We start from the raw sequence: 12714 nt of genomic DNA, 5'->3' as shown, positions 1-12714 counted from the left end.
ATCAACTGCATCTGATTTTGTGATAGCGGCTTTGATCAGACAAAGACATGCAAAGGAGGTGAGGATGCCCCAACCAGGAGGCAATCAATCATCGAAGTCGTGATCGTGCTTGTTCATTGCTTCCACGATCAGGTCGTGAATCATCAGCTTCACTTCCATATTGCTGTGATGCACTACAAGGCGTTGAATTGCGTAGTACACGATCAACATCACCGGCAAAATCAGAACACAGATGATCTCAAACATGGTGGCTTGGAATGCATATCAGCGGAGATGAACCGCCTGGATGAAGACCTCAATCAACATGATGGCTCAGATCAATCTCTCCAGCCGCAGTCCGCATGGGCTTCGCGGATCGGACAACTACGGCGCGATCATCCACGCCACATGTAGCGGCATGACCCCAAAGTGATGCAGGCGACGGACAGGACGACGCAGTTCAAAGCCAAGCCTCCAGCCCACTGACACCAGATCTGGGGCTTGCGCGAAAGCACACACCAGACCTATTGATAGAAGGGTGAATGGGTGGCAGCCATGGCTGCGAGACCCCCATTCCAGGGCCGGGTGTTGGGGACTTCAATCACCGGCTTCAGCCTCCCCGATCATTGATCGGGGAATTTTTTTGACGCCTGCAGCGCTCAGAGCAGTAGCGCACCTCATCCCAGACATCTTTCCATTTCCTGCGCCATTGAAACGGCCTGCCGCAGACTGGACAGGTTTTCGCGGGGCGATTGCACGGGCGCACCCCAGAAGCACCGCGGGATCGCCCCTCTTGCCGTCTACCCATCAGCGACCACGAGCCTGAACACCAAAAAATTAACTAGAAACCAGAGCAATGGCTGATCATTGCGAGACACTGGCAGTACCAGATCAGAACAACTTCTGCAACACGGTCAGGATCATCGGAAACAGAAACGGTGCAAGAATTGATCGAGCGCAAGACATACACAAGCTAATTCTTTAGGAAAAATAAATACCTATTTGAGTTTTAAGAAGCTGCCACTCCGTGATCCCTCAATCGTCATAGTTTGAACACATTCGGTTTATGGCGTGGTATGTCTCTGCATCATTCGGCTCCCTTCTGCTTCATGCACTGGAGCGTTCAGCGCGTCACCAACAATCTGTTCTCGGTGTCAGCAACCAGCGATGGCCTGGATTACACCCACGTGGGTAATTACCGATCTGTGGAGGATGCCAACCGGGCTGGTCGACGCTTTGTGTCAGTCAGGGCGCATGAACAAGGCCACAACAGCCATGAAAGAGCAGAAGCCGATGTCCATCCGCAAGGCAGTCTGACCAGCAGCGCTCTCCATGGCTAATCAAGGGATTGACCTGATCCCTCAGCCATGACCCTTGACGATCAATGCGTCTCGATCTACCCCTACTTCCGCGTTCCTGCTGAACGTAAGCAGGAGGTGATGGAACTGTGCAAACAGTTCGTCGATCGTTCAAGCCAGGAACCTCTCTGCCTCTACTACGGGTTTACCAAAGCAGGAGAGATCCTCCACTGCCGCGAAGGCTACCGAGGTGCAGCAGGTGCCTTGGCACATCTGGAGAATGTTGATGAGCTGTTGCAGCAAATCCTGCAAATCTGTGAGCTCACCAAGCTCGAAGTGCATGGTCTGCCAGATGAGCTTGAGAAACTACGTCCAGCACTGACAACCTTGCCAGTGGAGTTCTTTGAACTGCAGATGGGATTCAGACGCTGAAAATCACGAGCTGAGTCCTTGAATTTGGAAAGAACTGTCTGAGGTCATATCGAAAAGCTCGGCGCCATGCCCGACTTGACCATCGCGACATGGCTGTCGAGGTCATTGAAGCAAAGGGAATAGACAGCGTCTGGTTGCAACCAGGCCTGTGACTTTGACACGAGAGCGCCACGGCCTGAGGAATTCCAGGAGACTGTTGATCCAGCACTGATCCAGAAATCATCAACTGGATCGACTTTTAACTTTTAAATTTTTGTCTTACCAGGGAAGCATACCTGGCTAGGACTATGACGATCTTTGTTTACTGCAAACAATATCGATTTGACTTTCCCACACGTCCATCGCCAAGGGAACAACTTCTTGCATTCCATGCTTTTTAGCATCTTTCATCACTGATTTCTCCAACTCCATTTGAGACATCCACTTGGCGCCATGCTTCGAAATTTCTGAATCGTCCACCATCTGCACTTCGCTATTGGAACAATCAACCAAAGCAAGAACTTTATTGGAATCCATCATCATCGGAATCTTTTTGATATTTTTTTGATTACGACCAAAACATCCGATTAATCCAGCTGTCAAAAGAACCAGCAGAACACTCTTTGAGAAGGTTTTGAGATACATTGATTTTTTTAAAGAAGCTGACGACGGAATTTGATCAGGTTTTCAGATCCGCAGCGTAGCGATGGTGTGGCCCGAGATCTCTCGATTCAGACCGGGCAGCTGCATTGCGTCAGTGCTTAGCGACCGTGCATCGACCCCAAACCTGCAAGGATCGCCGATATCACAATGGATCCTGGAGACTCATGAGCTCAAACGGTTCCAACACTGAACATAACGAGCAAAAATTGTGCCCTGGGTACATTTCGACGGGATTTGCTGGGGAACAGCGAATCTCGATCGATCTACCACCTTCAAATTGTTCAGCTTGAGATTGTGCCTTGAGTTCAGATCAGTTTCTCAATCAATGCATCATCAAAAGATTGATCCCAGGCAATTAATCCGGCACTCTCAGCGTTCGCTGGGCATCAATTGCTTGAACCCAGCTTGCCGGCACCTCCACACCTTCAGTGACGAACTCGACGACACACGAGGAGCAACGCGGTGCAGCGTTGTCAGCCCATGTCTGATGGTCGCTCAGGAATAGCTAGATCTCGTTCCTGGGCGACTCGTTGCTGAAGCTCATTGAAGCGGTCATCTCTGCTTGGAACAGAAAACCAGCGACGTCTTCCACCAACAACGATGAAATCCCTGGAACTGGTGCTCTCTTCGTTGGTCATGGGTTGGCTCCCTTCCTGACTGAGGCAGGCGTAACGCCATTGGCTGGAAAGAACCTAACGAAGACCTGATTTCGATGAAGACCGGACCAGCTCTTTTTCAGCTGAGTTTAAGGTTTCAGTAAGATTCGAGTCACAACAACGCATGAGCAGCTTCAGAGCGTTGATTGGGTTGAGAACCAACAGCCTGCACCATCAGCCATTCAAGTTGAGCTCCTACTGCTCAACTGAGCTCATTCGTGCCAGGCATTGATGAATCATTGATCGTTTGAAGAGAGTGACTTAACAGCTGAGAATCCCTTACGATTGCCGCGGCTACGCAGGGTGAGTCAATACAACCGAACAGCATCACAAGGATTCTTTTGTTTATTTCAGCTAGAAATAAGATTCGCGTCTGTTTGAGCAGAACAAGCATCACCTCCACCACCAGCCACGCCTTTTAGTTCTTTTTCGCTGAATAGGACAAGTTTGCCAGCAGAAACTTCGTGACCATCTTTTTTGGCGATTCATACCACTGCATCAACTGATTGAACGGCTTTGAGCTTTTCCGGCTGGTTAGTGTCATCACGACTTTCGCGAGGAAAAGTTTGGGTTTTGCATGGCCGAGAGAGGCTGAGTCTGACTCCGGGAACCAACCCACCCGGTCCAAACAGGTCCTCAAGCAGTTCCACGGTTACCGGCACAGATCGACTCGTCTCCGCGGGTGAAGAGAGGGAAGGTTGGCTTGCTGAACCACAGTTCTTCAGGTTCACAACATGCCACCGTGATCCAATGGGACCGGCGGGTGATCAGAGGCAGTACGTCGATCACGATCAGCCAGCGCCCGTTGGTCAAGCTTTCCTGTTGAAACCCAGTCGAGGCATGCGTGGTGAAAACGCTGTGACTCTGCGATGCCAATGGAAAGGGAAATTCCAGGACAGGGGATGAACTGTCGCTGAAACAGGTGGTGATCCTTCTGGTCTTGCCAGAGACCCTCGCAGTGGTTGTCCTGCGCTTTGGCAGAACCTGACTCTGCGCCTGCTCGCTTTGCCTTGGCTTGCCTGGAATTGACCTCAACCATCAAGCCAGATCAAGGTCTTTGGACAAAAAATTTTCTGACCGTCTCATCAGCAGCCAGGGGTTGCAGTTGGCTGACTGCTGGCATTGATGCATCTTGCTTCAGCCTCAAAAAGATCGAGTGGCACCGATGGATCTCAGCGTCAAAACGCCTTAAAAAGCTCCCGATGCTAACGACATTGTTGATGATGCCGAGAGCAACCAAAGCAAGAATTGATCAAGGTGCTAAGTGAGGACACACTGAAAACCCGCGATAACCGTGTGATCTGCAACAAAACGTTTGGTTTATCCCGATACCTTGCGTGCACTACGCAATGTTGATCGACATGAACGGCAGCATTCAACTCACCACCGAACAGCAATTCCAGATCGAGCAATTCAATCGTGCCCTCGAAACAACCCAGGATCCTGAGCAGCTTCGCCACTTGGCCAGACAACTGATGCAGGCCTGGCAGACACAGAAAGCAGCAACCTGCTGGGTACTCAAACAGGACATGCCTACGTTCATCCCGACGGGTGGATGATGCGGCCCGCCCTGGCAATCATTGCCTCAAAGTCACCTGACAGCGGTGTCCAATGAACCTGCGGAGCCCCACAATCGACTGACTTTCGCGATTAGGGTTCTTCAAGGATCAGGTCACCCATGGTTGAGCTCTACCTGAACGCCAAACTACACAGCCGCATCAGTGAAGCTGCTTACCGATCGCTGCTCACACTCAGGGATCTCGACGACCAGGATCTCAAACTACGCAGCGATCTGCTCAGACAGGTTGACAATGGATCAATCAGGCTGACCTGACTGAGTGATTCTGGAGACCCTTATTCCAGTTCAATGAGTCACGCTTCAGGAAGGCTCTGCTTGGCATTATCTCTCTGTTGGTCGGATGTTCACTGGCCTGGTTGATCCTCAATCTCTGAAAATCAGCTGATCAACATCCAGAGCAACGACACAACAGCAACACTCACAGCTGCTCCAAGCAAAGTGAGCAGTAACAGGCTTCCTCCGGCGAACCAGAGCAGTCGGCGAAATGACTGGGGAAACAGCAGATGGAGACTGAGCCCCAGAGCGACAGGCCAAAGGGGCGGAATGACCACACAGACAGCTGTGAAGAGACCTAGCTTCAAACGCCGCTGATCATCCTGCTGTTGCTGCAGTCGGTTCACTCGCTGCTCGAGCTCGATCTGCTCGAGCTCGTCATCGCTGAGCCAACGACCCATTTCAACGGCCCTGGTCAGCTCCCGCTCCAAACGCTGAGATGACATCGAATCAGCCATCCGCCCATTTTATTCAGCGATGGTTTCGTGTGTCGCTTTTCAGCCAGGACCTTTCAAGAGAGGCGCGCGCCTGCTGAGGGTTGAGCGATTCCAAACGCTGCTGCGCCTTCATTTTGGAGCGAAAGGGACCGGTGAGTCTCCAGAAGCGCAGTGCGGAAGCGAGCGCCACCACGGCCCAGGCAACCAAAATCCAGCGGGGATCATGCAAGTTCATCGACATCCATTGGCATGGCTGAAAGAAGTTGCGCCACATGAAATTGTGACTCAACCTTTGACGAATCCGTGAGCTGGCAGCCGTAGATGCTCAAAGGAACTGAGCTTCTTCCCAACTTCAAAGTAAATGCGTTGGGGTGGCTCACAGTCAGGCGTCAGAGAACCCATAGATTCAGCCCATTTTCAAGGAACGAGGCATCAACTCGTGCAACACTGGAAGCAACAGTCACTCACTGCAGTAATACAACAAACAATTCTCAGCATCTGCCACACAGGAGGCAGTGGCGCAACCCGCACTGCTCCAATCGAGATCTGACATCTTGGGAAAGATGGCCGTCATGGCTCAGCAGAGCCTCGCCAATTTCAAAACGGAAGCGGACTTCCCCGATTTGAGACCAATGGAATGGATTGTTGGAGCAAGCGAACTGCAGTGGTGCAAACAATTGATGGCACGACGTCATCAAGAGTCGAAGCCACCTGAACAGATCGATCGACAACGGCTAGCAGTCAACGTCCATTGAACAATCAAAGCGCAAGTAGGCTTGGTTAGAGAAGAAGCACATTTTCGCATCGATGCAATGAAAACTCTTCCTTTGTTTCTGATGTTCGTGATTGGCAGCTTGACAGCATGCAGCAACAATTATCAGTCAGTCCTGCAAGCAGAACAAGCATGTGAAGACTGGGCCAGCCAAGGCGTTCAATTCACACTTGAGCCAAGCGGATACTTAGAGAGCATTGAATACAAGGGTTCCACAACAAATCGATTCTGCGAAAAGAAAGAGATCCAATACATCGGCTATGTGTTTGAGTTACCAGATAATGACAATCCTGTTTTCGCCGATGAGTTGATGCAACTGAGAGGGAATGCCAAGCCCACCGAAAAATTCAGGTGGTAAACAAACAGACCAACCTCAAGCGAACTCGCAATCATGGAGCAGACTGAAGCGAGCAGTCTTCAAATCATGGCGTATGAGCAAGAGATCATCATCAAATGCGCCATCAAAGGCACCCTCGGCGGACTGGACAACAAATTGACAGCGGAGGAACTCGATCACTTACTGAATGGCTCACAAGACTGGCGTAAGCACTTGGTGATTGAGGAAATCACAGAAGTTGCGACCATCCATGCAGGTCGGAGACGTCCAGAGATCGAGTAGCAGCGAGCAAATCCTCGAACACATCAAGCTCTGACATACGAACTGTTCTGCAAAATGTCGAACTTCTGAGACAAGTTGTTGACGGCAAGCTCATCAGTTGACACTCCCGCCATCAAGACCAACTCAGTGGCGGGAGATCGTGGCCCGGCGACTGATGCAGCTGTATTTGAAAATTGGTTAAGGAGGCTGGCATTCAAACACAGGTTCGCAACGATCAGGACATCAGAAGTGTCTCCATGTCTGACAAGCATCAAAACAGTTACGACGATTACATTGTGGTAGGCGGCAAGCGGCGTTGGTTTGGCACACCAATGTCGACAAAAGATTCACCCACCAAGCCAGACGCTTATTCTGAACAGTCTTCATCAGCAAAGAAGCGCACTGTGGCCTGACAGGTTGCAGGTCTGCGTTGACGATGCCAGAGCCTTTTCAATGTCTGATCTGTGGCCAGTCAGTTGGAGGTTCGATGAAAACGTACTGGCTGCGTAATGGCCACATGTTCTGTTCGCCTTGCTGGAGTGGAGTTCCACCGCTTGAAGAACAGTTGCCAGAACAACGACTTGAGACCAAACGGCGCCTGCTAATGCTGATCAAACACAAGCGCTGCAACTTCTGATTGAATTTTCAAGTGAGGACCGACCATCGTCTTCAATAACGATTAGCTCGCTGGTTCAGCCAACTCCATAAAGAGATTGGGCTTGCATCAGGATCCAACCGAGATCACTGCCACAACGTGGCACGCGTTTTTCCAGAACGTGAATTGATGCACCGATGTCATTCAAGGCAGTGTCATTGAATGCAGTGTCATTGAAGGCAATGTCATTTAAGGGAGTCTCATTCAAGACAATATCTTGATGGGCATAATTGATTTTCTGTGGCCGGATAGTGTTGCACGAAGTGAGATGCCGATCAGGGAGCGAACCTATTGATTGTTCATGGAAATCAGCCCCCTGAATCAAAGCAAGCAAAGCAGCCGCCGATTGATTGATCCTCAAACCATAAATTTCAGGCATTAAAAGACTCTGACTCGTCATGATCCGGTGGCCCAACCAGGAGTACGTCGCAATCGCGTTGATTGACTTGAATCACAAGGATTCGTCTCGGGGATTCGTCATAGCCTTTCTTTGCGGTTGCAACTGCCTCGACAACATCGTCCATCGTCGTGATAGCGCCTCGCTGCAAGTCCGATTGAGCCTCCTTCCATAACTGAGCGAATTCCTCCCCCGACTCCATCAGCATCTTGTGCATGGCATTCTCTGCTCCAAGCTCTCTCGCCAGAGCAATGAACTGTTTCACCAGAGGATTCGACATGGCAGACGAGACTCTGAGATGAGTCGAGAGGCCTGAAAGGGTGGTCTGCATCACCTCGTTCTGCTGATCAATCACCACGCACTCAGCGCTGAGATCAAATGCAGTCCTGTTACTCAGTCGCAACCAGTGCGGCTCGATCTCACTCCAATTGCGCTTCATGTCGTGATCCTGGCTGACATGACAACGAGAATCGATTTGAACAGTGTTCTAGTCACTGATGGAGAAATGAGCATTAATCCTTAGTCGTCGAAAAGAAAAAAGCGTCCATAGTCGAGGACCGCTGGCATACCAATGAAAGGACTGTACCTGTCTCTGCCCCTCTTCGGCTGCATGGTTGCACTCGCCGTCATGGTGATGACCTTTGTGGTGAAGGCAACGGCCTGAACAGGCGGAAAATCATCTCTCCTGACTGGCCCAGGGATCCATAGAACTGATGGCGTCCCGGTGCTGACCAGCCGAGCGAAAATTGACCCTGCTGAAGCCTGTTCCTGCTGAAAGCTGTTCCTGCTGAAGGCTGTTCCGGCTGACAGATGCTCTTACTTCAAAAAGATGCTCTCACTCAAAGCTGTTGTTCTCCGAGCCAGAGGATGCGCTGGTGCCAGCCGAACCAATGGGCAGTGACAACAGGCATCCCACTGTGCCTTCTTCTTGGTGGCGGGATCCCGCCCCAGAAAGCAAGCTCAGCCAAGAGCCAGCAACTGTCATACAAGGATTCGCTGCTTAACGCAGGCGGCAGGCAGGGGATGAGAGGGCGATCGAAGCTGCAGTTGCGCGGAGCAAGCCCGTCATTGCCAGAACAAGACAAGCAAGACGGAAAAAACTCATCGCGCCCAGGAGCGATCAGTCGGTGTGAGCAGTTGACTGTCTCGCGGAGGAAAGCCCGCGCCAGACTCACGCCATGGGGTGTGCCTTTCAACGGACTGGTTGAACAACAACTGGCACAGTGCCACCAAAGTGGCTATTTTGAATAAGTGAGGAGAAAAGCTCACGGGGTGGAAACAAGGACACACTCCCGCAGAGTTTTCAGAACCCCTGCCTTCGGCGGGGGTTTCTTTTTGACTGATCAGCAACACAGCTGAATTTGAATCAGTCCAGTTGGGTCGGGCAAGGGGTGATTTGCCTGGTCAACCTTGAACGTGATCCCGAAGCTTCCCCGCAGCTTGCAACGAAAAAGGTTCATCAGCATCCAGGCTGAAAGAAGAAGTCAGGTCCTTCAGTGTTTTCGATTCAGCGACTGACAGACAAGGGTTGGCAAACCAAGCAACGAGGCCTCTTTCTCGATGAAGCAAGAGTCAGAGTGCGCATCTTGTCGGCGCAATGCGAGGGTGCTTATCGCGTTATTGACCTCGATTCCCTTGAAATGCAATGTCTTTGGAAAGACGGACAGCTTTTAGTGGATCAATCCGAGCCAGACGATCCGCCCGTTCATCCCGTAATTCATTCAGCCTCGTTCAGCTCAGCTGGGGGCTGAGCATGTGGAGGTCATGACGCATGGCCAACGGAACCCGAAACCGGCTGGCTCTGGGCTCTGGTCGAAACGATTAAGGTGCCAGCCCTCAGGATGGGGACGATGACACGTCAGATCGACAATCGGGTGGTCCTGATCTGCAGTTCAGACGAAAGCTCATGGCGACCTAACGGCATCAAAGGAGTTCCCATCGGGTCATATTCGATCGGAATCGATCCGATCACGAAGAAAATTCGCAGCGAGCGCCTCTCTGAAAGTTGCCTGCACAGCTTCAGCCACAACGACAACGGCACGCTGATCGAACTATCCAGCGAGGGAACAGGAGTGATCGCCATTGACACGATCGAACTACCGCGCAGCACTCTGGCGGTGGTGCGTCTCATTTCCAATCAGCAGGGCCACGACATCCACATGGTCGAGGGTGTGAAAGCCGAGGATCTATCGGCTTACAACTGGAGCCTGGAGGGAAAAGAGAAATTTCAGTTGTACAAAGATCCCAGTCCACCCGCGCGATGGGAGGGAGACCTCAATGAGTGGCGCCGCAGTGCTCTCTACAGATCCCATCAGCAGGGTTTCGATCGTCAGCTGGAACAGGAGTTTGCATCAGCGGTGCGAGCCCTTTCAATTCATATCACTCCCGATCATCAAAAAGTTTTTAATGCCTTCATCACCCGTGCCTGTGCGGACAACACCGGCTTGTTCTGGGACATTCGCAAAGCTGCCGCCGTTTATGCCCTGCAGGGAAGCTTCTGCCAGAACGACCTCAACCGAATGGTGTATCTGGCTCAAGAGGGTATCGCCCCCCAGGAACTTTCATTTCAGTGCACAGCTCAGCAGTTCATTAAGGCTCTCTTCGATCACTGCAAGCAGACATCAGAAGCCCTCAGTGATGAACAGATCTGGGACGCGCAGACCCGGTGCGATCTGCTGACACTGGATCAGCTGTTGCCCATCGTGCGGACCAAGTCGAAATACAAACCTTTCCTTTACCGATGGCTGTGGCGGCTGGATGGCAAGCCCGATCCAAGTTTGATCGAAAACCCGGACCTCTATGAGATCTACAGAGAAGATTTAATCGCCGATCGTGACAAGATCATGGCCGCATTCGGGATTGATGGTGCTTTGGAGGTCGACTATCGCGATCAGGTGATCAACTCAATGCTTCGGGATGACGGCTGGACCCTGGTGGAGACCGATACACATCTAGACAATGAATACAAAGGCCAGTCATTGCAAAAGGAGTCTGAAGAGCCTGAGTCAGAATGAGCGGGTGATCTTTGTTGTGGCTACGAGCAACCAGCAGGAATGGGAAAGGGCTCCACTGCCGCCAGCACCTCTGCCATCACCACAACAAAAGCAGGGGCCACAGACGCCATGAGCAGCTGACACTGGTGTCGATCCAGTGCAGGAATGTTCATGGACACCGCATCTTCGAGCGGCGAGGGGAACGCCCACTGTTCTTAGACAAGACACCAGGCCTGATTGTGCTCATCATGCACATCCAATACAACGTTTAAAACCAAAAAATCTTCGAGCGAGTCTTTTAATCGATACAAGCACAACAAATATGGTGCGGCTGTGATCCTCATTACCTTCACTGAACTTCAGCCAAGTTTGACTGAGGCAGGTTCTCTGGCAATTCGCTTTTGTCGCTCGCGTCAATGGTTTTCTTCTATATCTTTTCATCGCTGCTGGCTCTTCTGACTGCAGGAATCATTCTTTATGCGCCTCTGAGCTGATCTTCTCTGAAGGTGCAGCTTATGTCCCAAGCACAAGCATTCACAACCTCTTTCAGGTTGCGGATGCTGATTCAGGTGACATTCGCTGAGTCAAGGCAGACCTGGTGACATTCATTCACGCCAAGGCAGTCTGAATATTCACATCTCATCCAATTCGCACCCAATACTGATCAGAGCGCAACACAGAACATGGCGTTAATGAGTTAAAGTCAGCATAATATATTGTACCACTGTCCAATACTTAGCTGCGCCTCAGTTCCTATGGAGATAGACCGATTTGAAGAAAACGAGCGATAGCGCAGAGCCTTCGAGTTGTAGCCCCGTCGCCGCATCACACCTAGCCTGGGTCTTCATTGGTTCTGCCCGGCAGACTGTCTCACCTTGGAACGCATTGACGGTCGAGTGCTGATTGGTGTGATCGGAGTGCTGCTCCTGGCGGCTGCGGCCTATGAGTACTCACTTGTGCAGGGCCTGGCACCCGCAACCTGAAGCCGGAAGTTCATCGTTCAGGACTGCAGGCATAACTGACGATGCCCCCCTTGCGCTGGCGGAAATCGGGATGCTCAGGATCCTCGACCTGCCACCACCAGCGACCGTCTGTGTAACTCGGAGCCCCAGCATTGTTGGTTCGCGGTAACTGAAGGGTCACGCCCCGCCAGCTGAGCAGGATCAGATCCCCGGGTACGGTGCCTTCGGCACTGTTAGGGATTGGATCAGCCGTGGCGCCAAAGGCGTCCCGACCGAGCTGAATGGGTTCCGCAGACAGCCTGTCACCGTCACAGATCCAGGCCGCTGACACCGGCAGCACCGCCGTGGTCATCACGATCAACACCAGCAGGAACGACAACAGGCGATTGCCCCAAATCTCTTGCCGTTGCAGAGGTTGATCCACAGCAGCGCCTGGGAAACGACAGAGTGACGGGGTCGCACCCTTGTGCAGGTCCATTCGATGATTCCTCCTTTCGTTCCTTTCTGCCCGATCAGCACCGCCAAGATTGCCGGACTCAAGGCAACCGTGACGCTGTTGCTGATCCTGTTATTCAAATCCAAGTTGCTGCGAGTGAAAATGTCACTGCTTGGCTCCGTCCTCGGCCTGATCATGCTTACAGGATTTCTGCTGAGCACCGGGCTGCTCACTCTGGTGGCGGGTGGAGCCGTGGCCTACGCAGCCAATCAAAACAAGTCATGAGCTCACACTCTTCAGCACCGATGGTCCTTCCCAACCGTGATCAGGTTCTTGCCGCATCGGCAGGATGGGTTGCCGTCGTGCTGAATGTATTGCCCGGCCTTGTTGCGGGGTATCTCTACCAGCGTCGCTGGAAGGCCTACTGGATCACCTCCGCACTGGCAACAGCCTGGTTTGTTGCCGGAGCTGCCCTTGGACAAGGGGCCGCAGCTGACGCGGAAAGCCAGAATCAGCTGATCGGACTTGTGGGCCTTTTGTTGCTGGCTGCCGTCACAGCTGCGGAAGCAGGTCTGGCGGTGAAACGAGTTCGCAATGCCGCCTGA

At 52.0% G+C, this 12714-nt stretch carries 22 protein-coding genes; 11 read left to right on the top strand and 11 right to left on the bottom strand.

The genetic code is table 11. The annotated features are described in order from the left end of the window. Window positions 1-84: 84 nt before the first annotated feature. Window positions 85-246, bottom strand: coding sequence for a hypothetical protein (locus tag SynBIOSE41_RS06350; RefSeq protein ID WP_186540067.1), 162 nt, complete (start codon window positions 244-246; stop codon window positions 85-87). A gap of 40 nt (window positions 247-286) precedes the next feature. On the opposite strand from SynBIOSE41_RS06350, the gene SynBIOSE41_RS18030 reads away from it, so the two are divergent. Continuing rightward, window positions 287-412 (top strand): hypothetical protein, encoded by a 126-nt coding sequence (locus SynBIOSE41_RS18030; RefSeq protein WP_255475980.1) that lies wholly within the window; start codon window positions 287-289, stop codon window positions 410-412. 177 nt (window positions 413-589) lie between these two features. Here SynBIOSE41_RS18030 and SynBIOSE41_RS06345 read toward each other — a convergent pair whose 3' ends face one another. After that, window positions 590-787, bottom strand: a complete 198-nt coding sequence (locus tag SynBIOSE41_RS06345; RefSeq protein ID WP_074159339.1) for a DUF2256 domain-containing protein — start codon at window positions 785-787, stop codon at window positions 590-592. A gap of 301 nt (window positions 788-1088) precedes the next feature. Between SynBIOSE41_RS06345 and SynBIOSE41_RS06340 the strand changes: the two genes are divergently transcribed. Together SynBIOSE41_RS06340 and SynBIOSE41_RS06335 are read left to right on the top strand one after the other, a co-directional pair. Continuing rightward, window positions 1089-1319, top strand: a complete 231-nt coding sequence (locus SynBIOSE41_RS06340; RefSeq protein ID WP_186540066.1) for a hypothetical protein — start codon at window positions 1089-1091, stop codon at window positions 1317-1319. Between the two features lie 27 nt (window positions 1320-1346). Next, complete coding sequence (locus SynBIOSE41_RS06335) at window positions 1347-1709, top strand: putative quinol monooxygenase (RefSeq protein ID WP_186540065.1); 363 nt, start codon at window positions 1347-1349, stop codon at window positions 1707-1709. 285 nt (window positions 1710-1994) lie between these two features. Here the strand turns inward: SynBIOSE41_RS06335 and SynBIOSE41_RS06330 are convergent, their stop codons facing one another. The 3 genes from SynBIOSE41_RS06330 to SynBIOSE41_RS06320 all read right to left on the bottom strand — a co-directional run bounded on the left by SynBIOSE41_RS06330 (window position 1995) and on the right by SynBIOSE41_RS06320 (window position 4046). Continuing rightward, complete coding sequence (locus SynBIOSE41_RS06330; protein ID WP_186540064.1) at window positions 1995-2333, bottom strand: hypothetical protein; 339 nt, start codon at window positions 2331-2333, stop codon at window positions 1995-1997. Between the two features lie 491 nt (window positions 2334-2824). Then, window positions 2825-2989 (bottom strand): hypothetical protein, encoded by a 165-nt coding sequence (locus SynBIOSE41_RS06325; protein ID WP_186540063.1) that lies wholly within the window; start codon window positions 2987-2989, stop codon window positions 2825-2827. A gap of 745 nt (window positions 2990-3734) precedes the next feature. Further along, a complete protein-coding gene (locus SynBIOSE41_RS06320; protein ID WP_186540062.1) occupies window positions 3735-4046 on the bottom strand; it encodes a hypothetical protein in 312 nt (103 codons plus the stop codon). Between the two features lie 322 nt (window positions 4047-4368). On the opposite strand from SynBIOSE41_RS06320, the gene SynBIOSE41_RS06315 reads away from it, so the two are divergent. Together SynBIOSE41_RS06315 and SynBIOSE41_RS06310 are read left to right on the top strand one after the other, a co-directional pair. After that, window positions 4369-4566 carry a hypothetical protein gene (locus tag SynBIOSE41_RS06315; RefSeq protein WP_186540061.1) on the top strand — a complete coding sequence of 66 codons (198 nt, stop codon included), beginning with the start codon at window positions 4369-4371 and terminating at the stop codon, window positions 4564-4566. A 119-nt stretch (window positions 4567-4685) separates the two neighbouring features. Then, entirely contained in the window at window positions 4686-4841 is a 156-nt protein-coding gene (locus tag SynBIOSE41_RS06310; protein WP_186540060.1) for a hypothetical protein, read from the top strand. Between the two features lie 122 nt (window positions 4842-4963). On the opposite strand, the gene SynBIOSE41_RS06305 is transcribed toward SynBIOSE41_RS06310, so the two are convergent. Both SynBIOSE41_RS06305 and SynBIOSE41_RS06300 read right to left on the bottom strand, forming a co-directional pair. Continuing rightward, on the bottom strand, window positions 4964-5305 hold the full coding sequence (locus SynBIOSE41_RS06305; protein ID WP_255475979.1) for a hypothetical protein: 342 nt from the start codon (window positions 5303-5305) through the stop codon (window positions 4964-4966). Between the two features lie 25 nt (window positions 5306-5330). Further along, window positions 5331-5537 (bottom strand): hypothetical protein, encoded by a 207-nt coding sequence (locus SynBIOSE41_RS06300; protein ID WP_067326606.1) that lies wholly within the window; start codon window positions 5535-5537, stop codon window positions 5331-5333. 571 nt (window positions 5538-6108) lie between these two features. On the opposite strand from SynBIOSE41_RS06300, the gene SynBIOSE41_RS06295 reads away from it, so the two are divergent. From SynBIOSE41_RS06295 to SynBIOSE41_RS06285, 3 genes are all read left to right on the top strand, one after another. After that, window positions 6109-6426 (top strand): hypothetical protein, encoded by a 318-nt coding sequence (locus SynBIOSE41_RS06295; protein ID WP_186540058.1) that lies wholly within the window; start codon window positions 6109-6111, stop codon window positions 6424-6426. A 33-nt stretch (window positions 6427-6459) separates the two neighbouring features. Then, window positions 6460-6687 carry a hypothetical protein gene (locus SynBIOSE41_RS06290; protein ID WP_255475978.1) on the top strand — a complete coding sequence of 76 codons (228 nt, stop codon included), beginning with the start codon at window positions 6460-6462 and terminating at the stop codon, window positions 6685-6687. 173 nt (window positions 6688-6860) lie between these two features. Continuing rightward, entirely contained in the window at window positions 6861-7079 is a 219-nt protein-coding gene (locus tag SynBIOSE41_RS06285) for a hypothetical protein (protein WP_186540057.1), read from the top strand. Window positions 7080-7358: 279 nt separating this feature from the next. On the opposite strand, the gene SynBIOSE41_RS06280 is transcribed toward SynBIOSE41_RS06285, so the two are convergent. Further along, complete coding sequence (locus tag SynBIOSE41_RS06280; RefSeq protein ID WP_186540056.1) at window positions 7359-7700, bottom strand: hypothetical protein; 342 nt, start codon at window positions 7698-7700, stop codon at window positions 7359-7361. Then, window positions 7693-8157 carry a hypothetical protein gene (locus tag SynBIOSE41_RS06275; protein ID WP_186540055.1) on the bottom strand — a complete coding sequence of 155 codons (465 nt, stop codon included), beginning with the start codon at window positions 8155-8157 and terminating at the stop codon, window positions 7693-7695. Before SynBIOSE41_RS06275 ends, SynBIOSE41_RS06280 begins: the two co-directional genes overlap by 8 nt. 1411 nt (window positions 8158-9568) lie before the next feature. On the opposite strand from SynBIOSE41_RS06275, the gene SynBIOSE41_RS06270 reads away from it, so the two are divergent. Next, on the top strand, window positions 9569-10732 hold the full coding sequence (locus SynBIOSE41_RS06270) for a hypothetical protein (protein WP_186540054.1): 1164 nt from the start codon (window positions 9569-9571) through the stop codon (window positions 10730-10732). Between the two features lie 20 nt (window positions 10733-10752). Here SynBIOSE41_RS06270 and SynBIOSE41_RS18025 read toward each other — a convergent pair whose 3' ends face one another. Together SynBIOSE41_RS18025 and SynBIOSE41_RS06265 are read right to left on the bottom strand one after the other, a co-directional pair. Next, on the bottom strand, window positions 10753-10884 hold the full coding sequence (locus tag SynBIOSE41_RS18025) for a hypothetical protein (protein ID WP_255475977.1): 132 nt from the start codon (window positions 10882-10884) through the stop codon (window positions 10753-10755). An 820-nt stretch (window positions 10885-11704) separates the two neighbouring features. Beyond that, the gene (locus SynBIOSE41_RS06265; protein WP_370594189.1) at window positions 11705-12151 is read right to left on the bottom strand and encodes a hypothetical protein; all 447 of its coding nucleotides are present in this window, start codon (window positions 12149-12151) and stop codon (window positions 11705-11707) included. Window positions 12152-12154: 3 nt separating this feature from the next. Between SynBIOSE41_RS06265 and SynBIOSE41_RS06260 the strand changes: the two genes are divergently transcribed. Both SynBIOSE41_RS06260 and SynBIOSE41_RS06255 read left to right on the top strand, forming a co-directional pair. After that, window positions 12155-12394: a hypothetical protein gene (locus SynBIOSE41_RS06260; protein WP_186540053.1), complete on the top strand. Its 240-nt coding sequence runs from the start codon at window positions 12155-12157 to the stop codon at window positions 12392-12394. Window positions 12395-12414: 20 nt separating this feature from the next. Beyond that, the gene (locus tag SynBIOSE41_RS06255; protein ID WP_186540052.1) at window positions 12415-12714 is read left to right on the top strand and encodes a hypothetical protein; all 300 of its coding nucleotides are present in this window, start codon (window positions 12415-12417) and stop codon (window positions 12712-12714) included.

The organism is Synechococcus sp. BIOS-E4-1 (assembly GCF_014279995.1).
GTDB lineage: Bacteria > Cyanobacteriota > Cyanobacteriia > PCC-6307 > Cyanobiaceae > Synechococcus_C.
This window is presented reverse-complemented; position numbering and strand designations above follow the sequence as displayed.

Coding starts and splice junctions, on each gene's coding strand:
- SynBIOSE41_RS06315 (WP_186540061.1), top strand. CDS start 4,369: ATGAACGGCAGCATTCAACTCACCACCGAACAGCAATTCCAGATCGAG.
- SynBIOSE41_RS06260 (WP_186540053.1), top strand. CDS start 12,155: ATGATTCCTCCTTTCGTTCCTTTCTGCCCGATCAGCACCGCCAAGATT.
- SynBIOSE41_RS18030 (WP_255475980.1), top strand. CDS start 287: ATGAAGACCTCAATCAACATGATGGCTCAGATCAATCTCTCCAGCCGC.
- SynBIOSE41_RS06295 (WP_186540058.1), top strand. CDS start 6,109: ATGAAAACTCTTCCTTTGTTTCTGATGTTCGTGATTGGCAGCTTGACA.
- SynBIOSE41_RS06255 (WP_186540052.1), top strand. CDS start 12,415: ATGGTCCTTCCCAACCGTGATCAGGTTCTTGCCGCATCGGCAGGATGG.
- SynBIOSE41_RS06280 (WP_186540056.1), bottom strand. CDS start 7,700: ATGCCTGAAATTTATGGTTTGAGGATCAATCAATCGGCGGCTGCTTTG.
- SynBIOSE41_RS06320 (WP_186540062.1), bottom strand. CDS start 4,046: ATGGTTGAGGTCAATTCCAGGCAAGCCAAGGCAAAGCGAGCAGGCGCA.
- SynBIOSE41_RS06325 (WP_186540063.1), bottom strand. CDS start 2,989: ATGACCAACGAAGAGAGCACCAGTTCCAGGGATTTCATCGTTGTTGGT.
- SynBIOSE41_RS06270 (WP_186540054.1), top strand. CDS start 9,569: ATGACACGTCAGATCGACAATCGGGTGGTCCTGATCTGCAGTTCAGAC.
- SynBIOSE41_RS06310 (WP_186540060.1), top strand. CDS start 4,686: ATGGTTGAGCTCTACCTGAACGCCAAACTACACAGCCGCATCAGTGAA.
- SynBIOSE41_RS06330 (WP_186540064.1), bottom strand. CDS start 2,333: ATGTATCTCAAAACCTTCTCAAAGAGTGTTCTGCTGGTTCTTTTGACA.
- SynBIOSE41_RS06305 (WP_255475979.1), bottom strand. CDS start 5,305: ATGTCATCTCAGCGTTTGGAGCGGGAGCTGACCAGGGCCGTTGAAATG.
- SynBIOSE41_RS06290 (WP_255475978.1), top strand. CDS start 6,460: ATGGAGCAGACTGAAGCGAGCAGTCTTCAAATCATGGCGTATGAGCAA.
- SynBIOSE41_RS06350 (WP_186540067.1), bottom strand. CDS start 246: ATGTTTGAGATCATCTGTGTTCTGATTTTGCCGGTGATGTTGATCGTG.
- SynBIOSE41_RS06265 (WP_370594189.1), bottom strand. CDS start 12,151: ATGGACCTGCACAAGGGTGCGACCCCGTCACTCTGTCGTTTCCCAGGC.
- SynBIOSE41_RS06335 (WP_186540065.1), top strand. CDS start 1,347: ATGACCCTTGACGATCAATGCGTCTCGATCTACCCCTACTTCCGCGTT.
- SynBIOSE41_RS18025 (WP_255475977.1), bottom strand. CDS start 10,884: ATGAACATTCCTGCACTGGATCGACACCAGTGTCAGCTGCTCATGGCG.
- SynBIOSE41_RS06300 (WP_067326606.1), bottom strand. CDS start 5,537: ATGTCGATGAACTTGCATGATCCCCGCTGGATTTTGGTTGCCTGGGCC.
- SynBIOSE41_RS06345 (WP_074159339.1), bottom strand. CDS start 787: ATGGGTAGACGGCAAGAGGGGCGATCCCGCGGTGCTTCTGGGGTGCGC.
- SynBIOSE41_RS06340 (WP_186540066.1), top strand. CDS start 1,089: ATGCACTGGAGCGTTCAGCGCGTCACCAACAATCTGTTCTCGGTGTCA.
- SynBIOSE41_RS06275 (WP_186540055.1), bottom strand. CDS start 8,157: ATGAAGCGCAATTGGAGTGAGATCGAGCCGCACTGGTTGCGACTGAGT.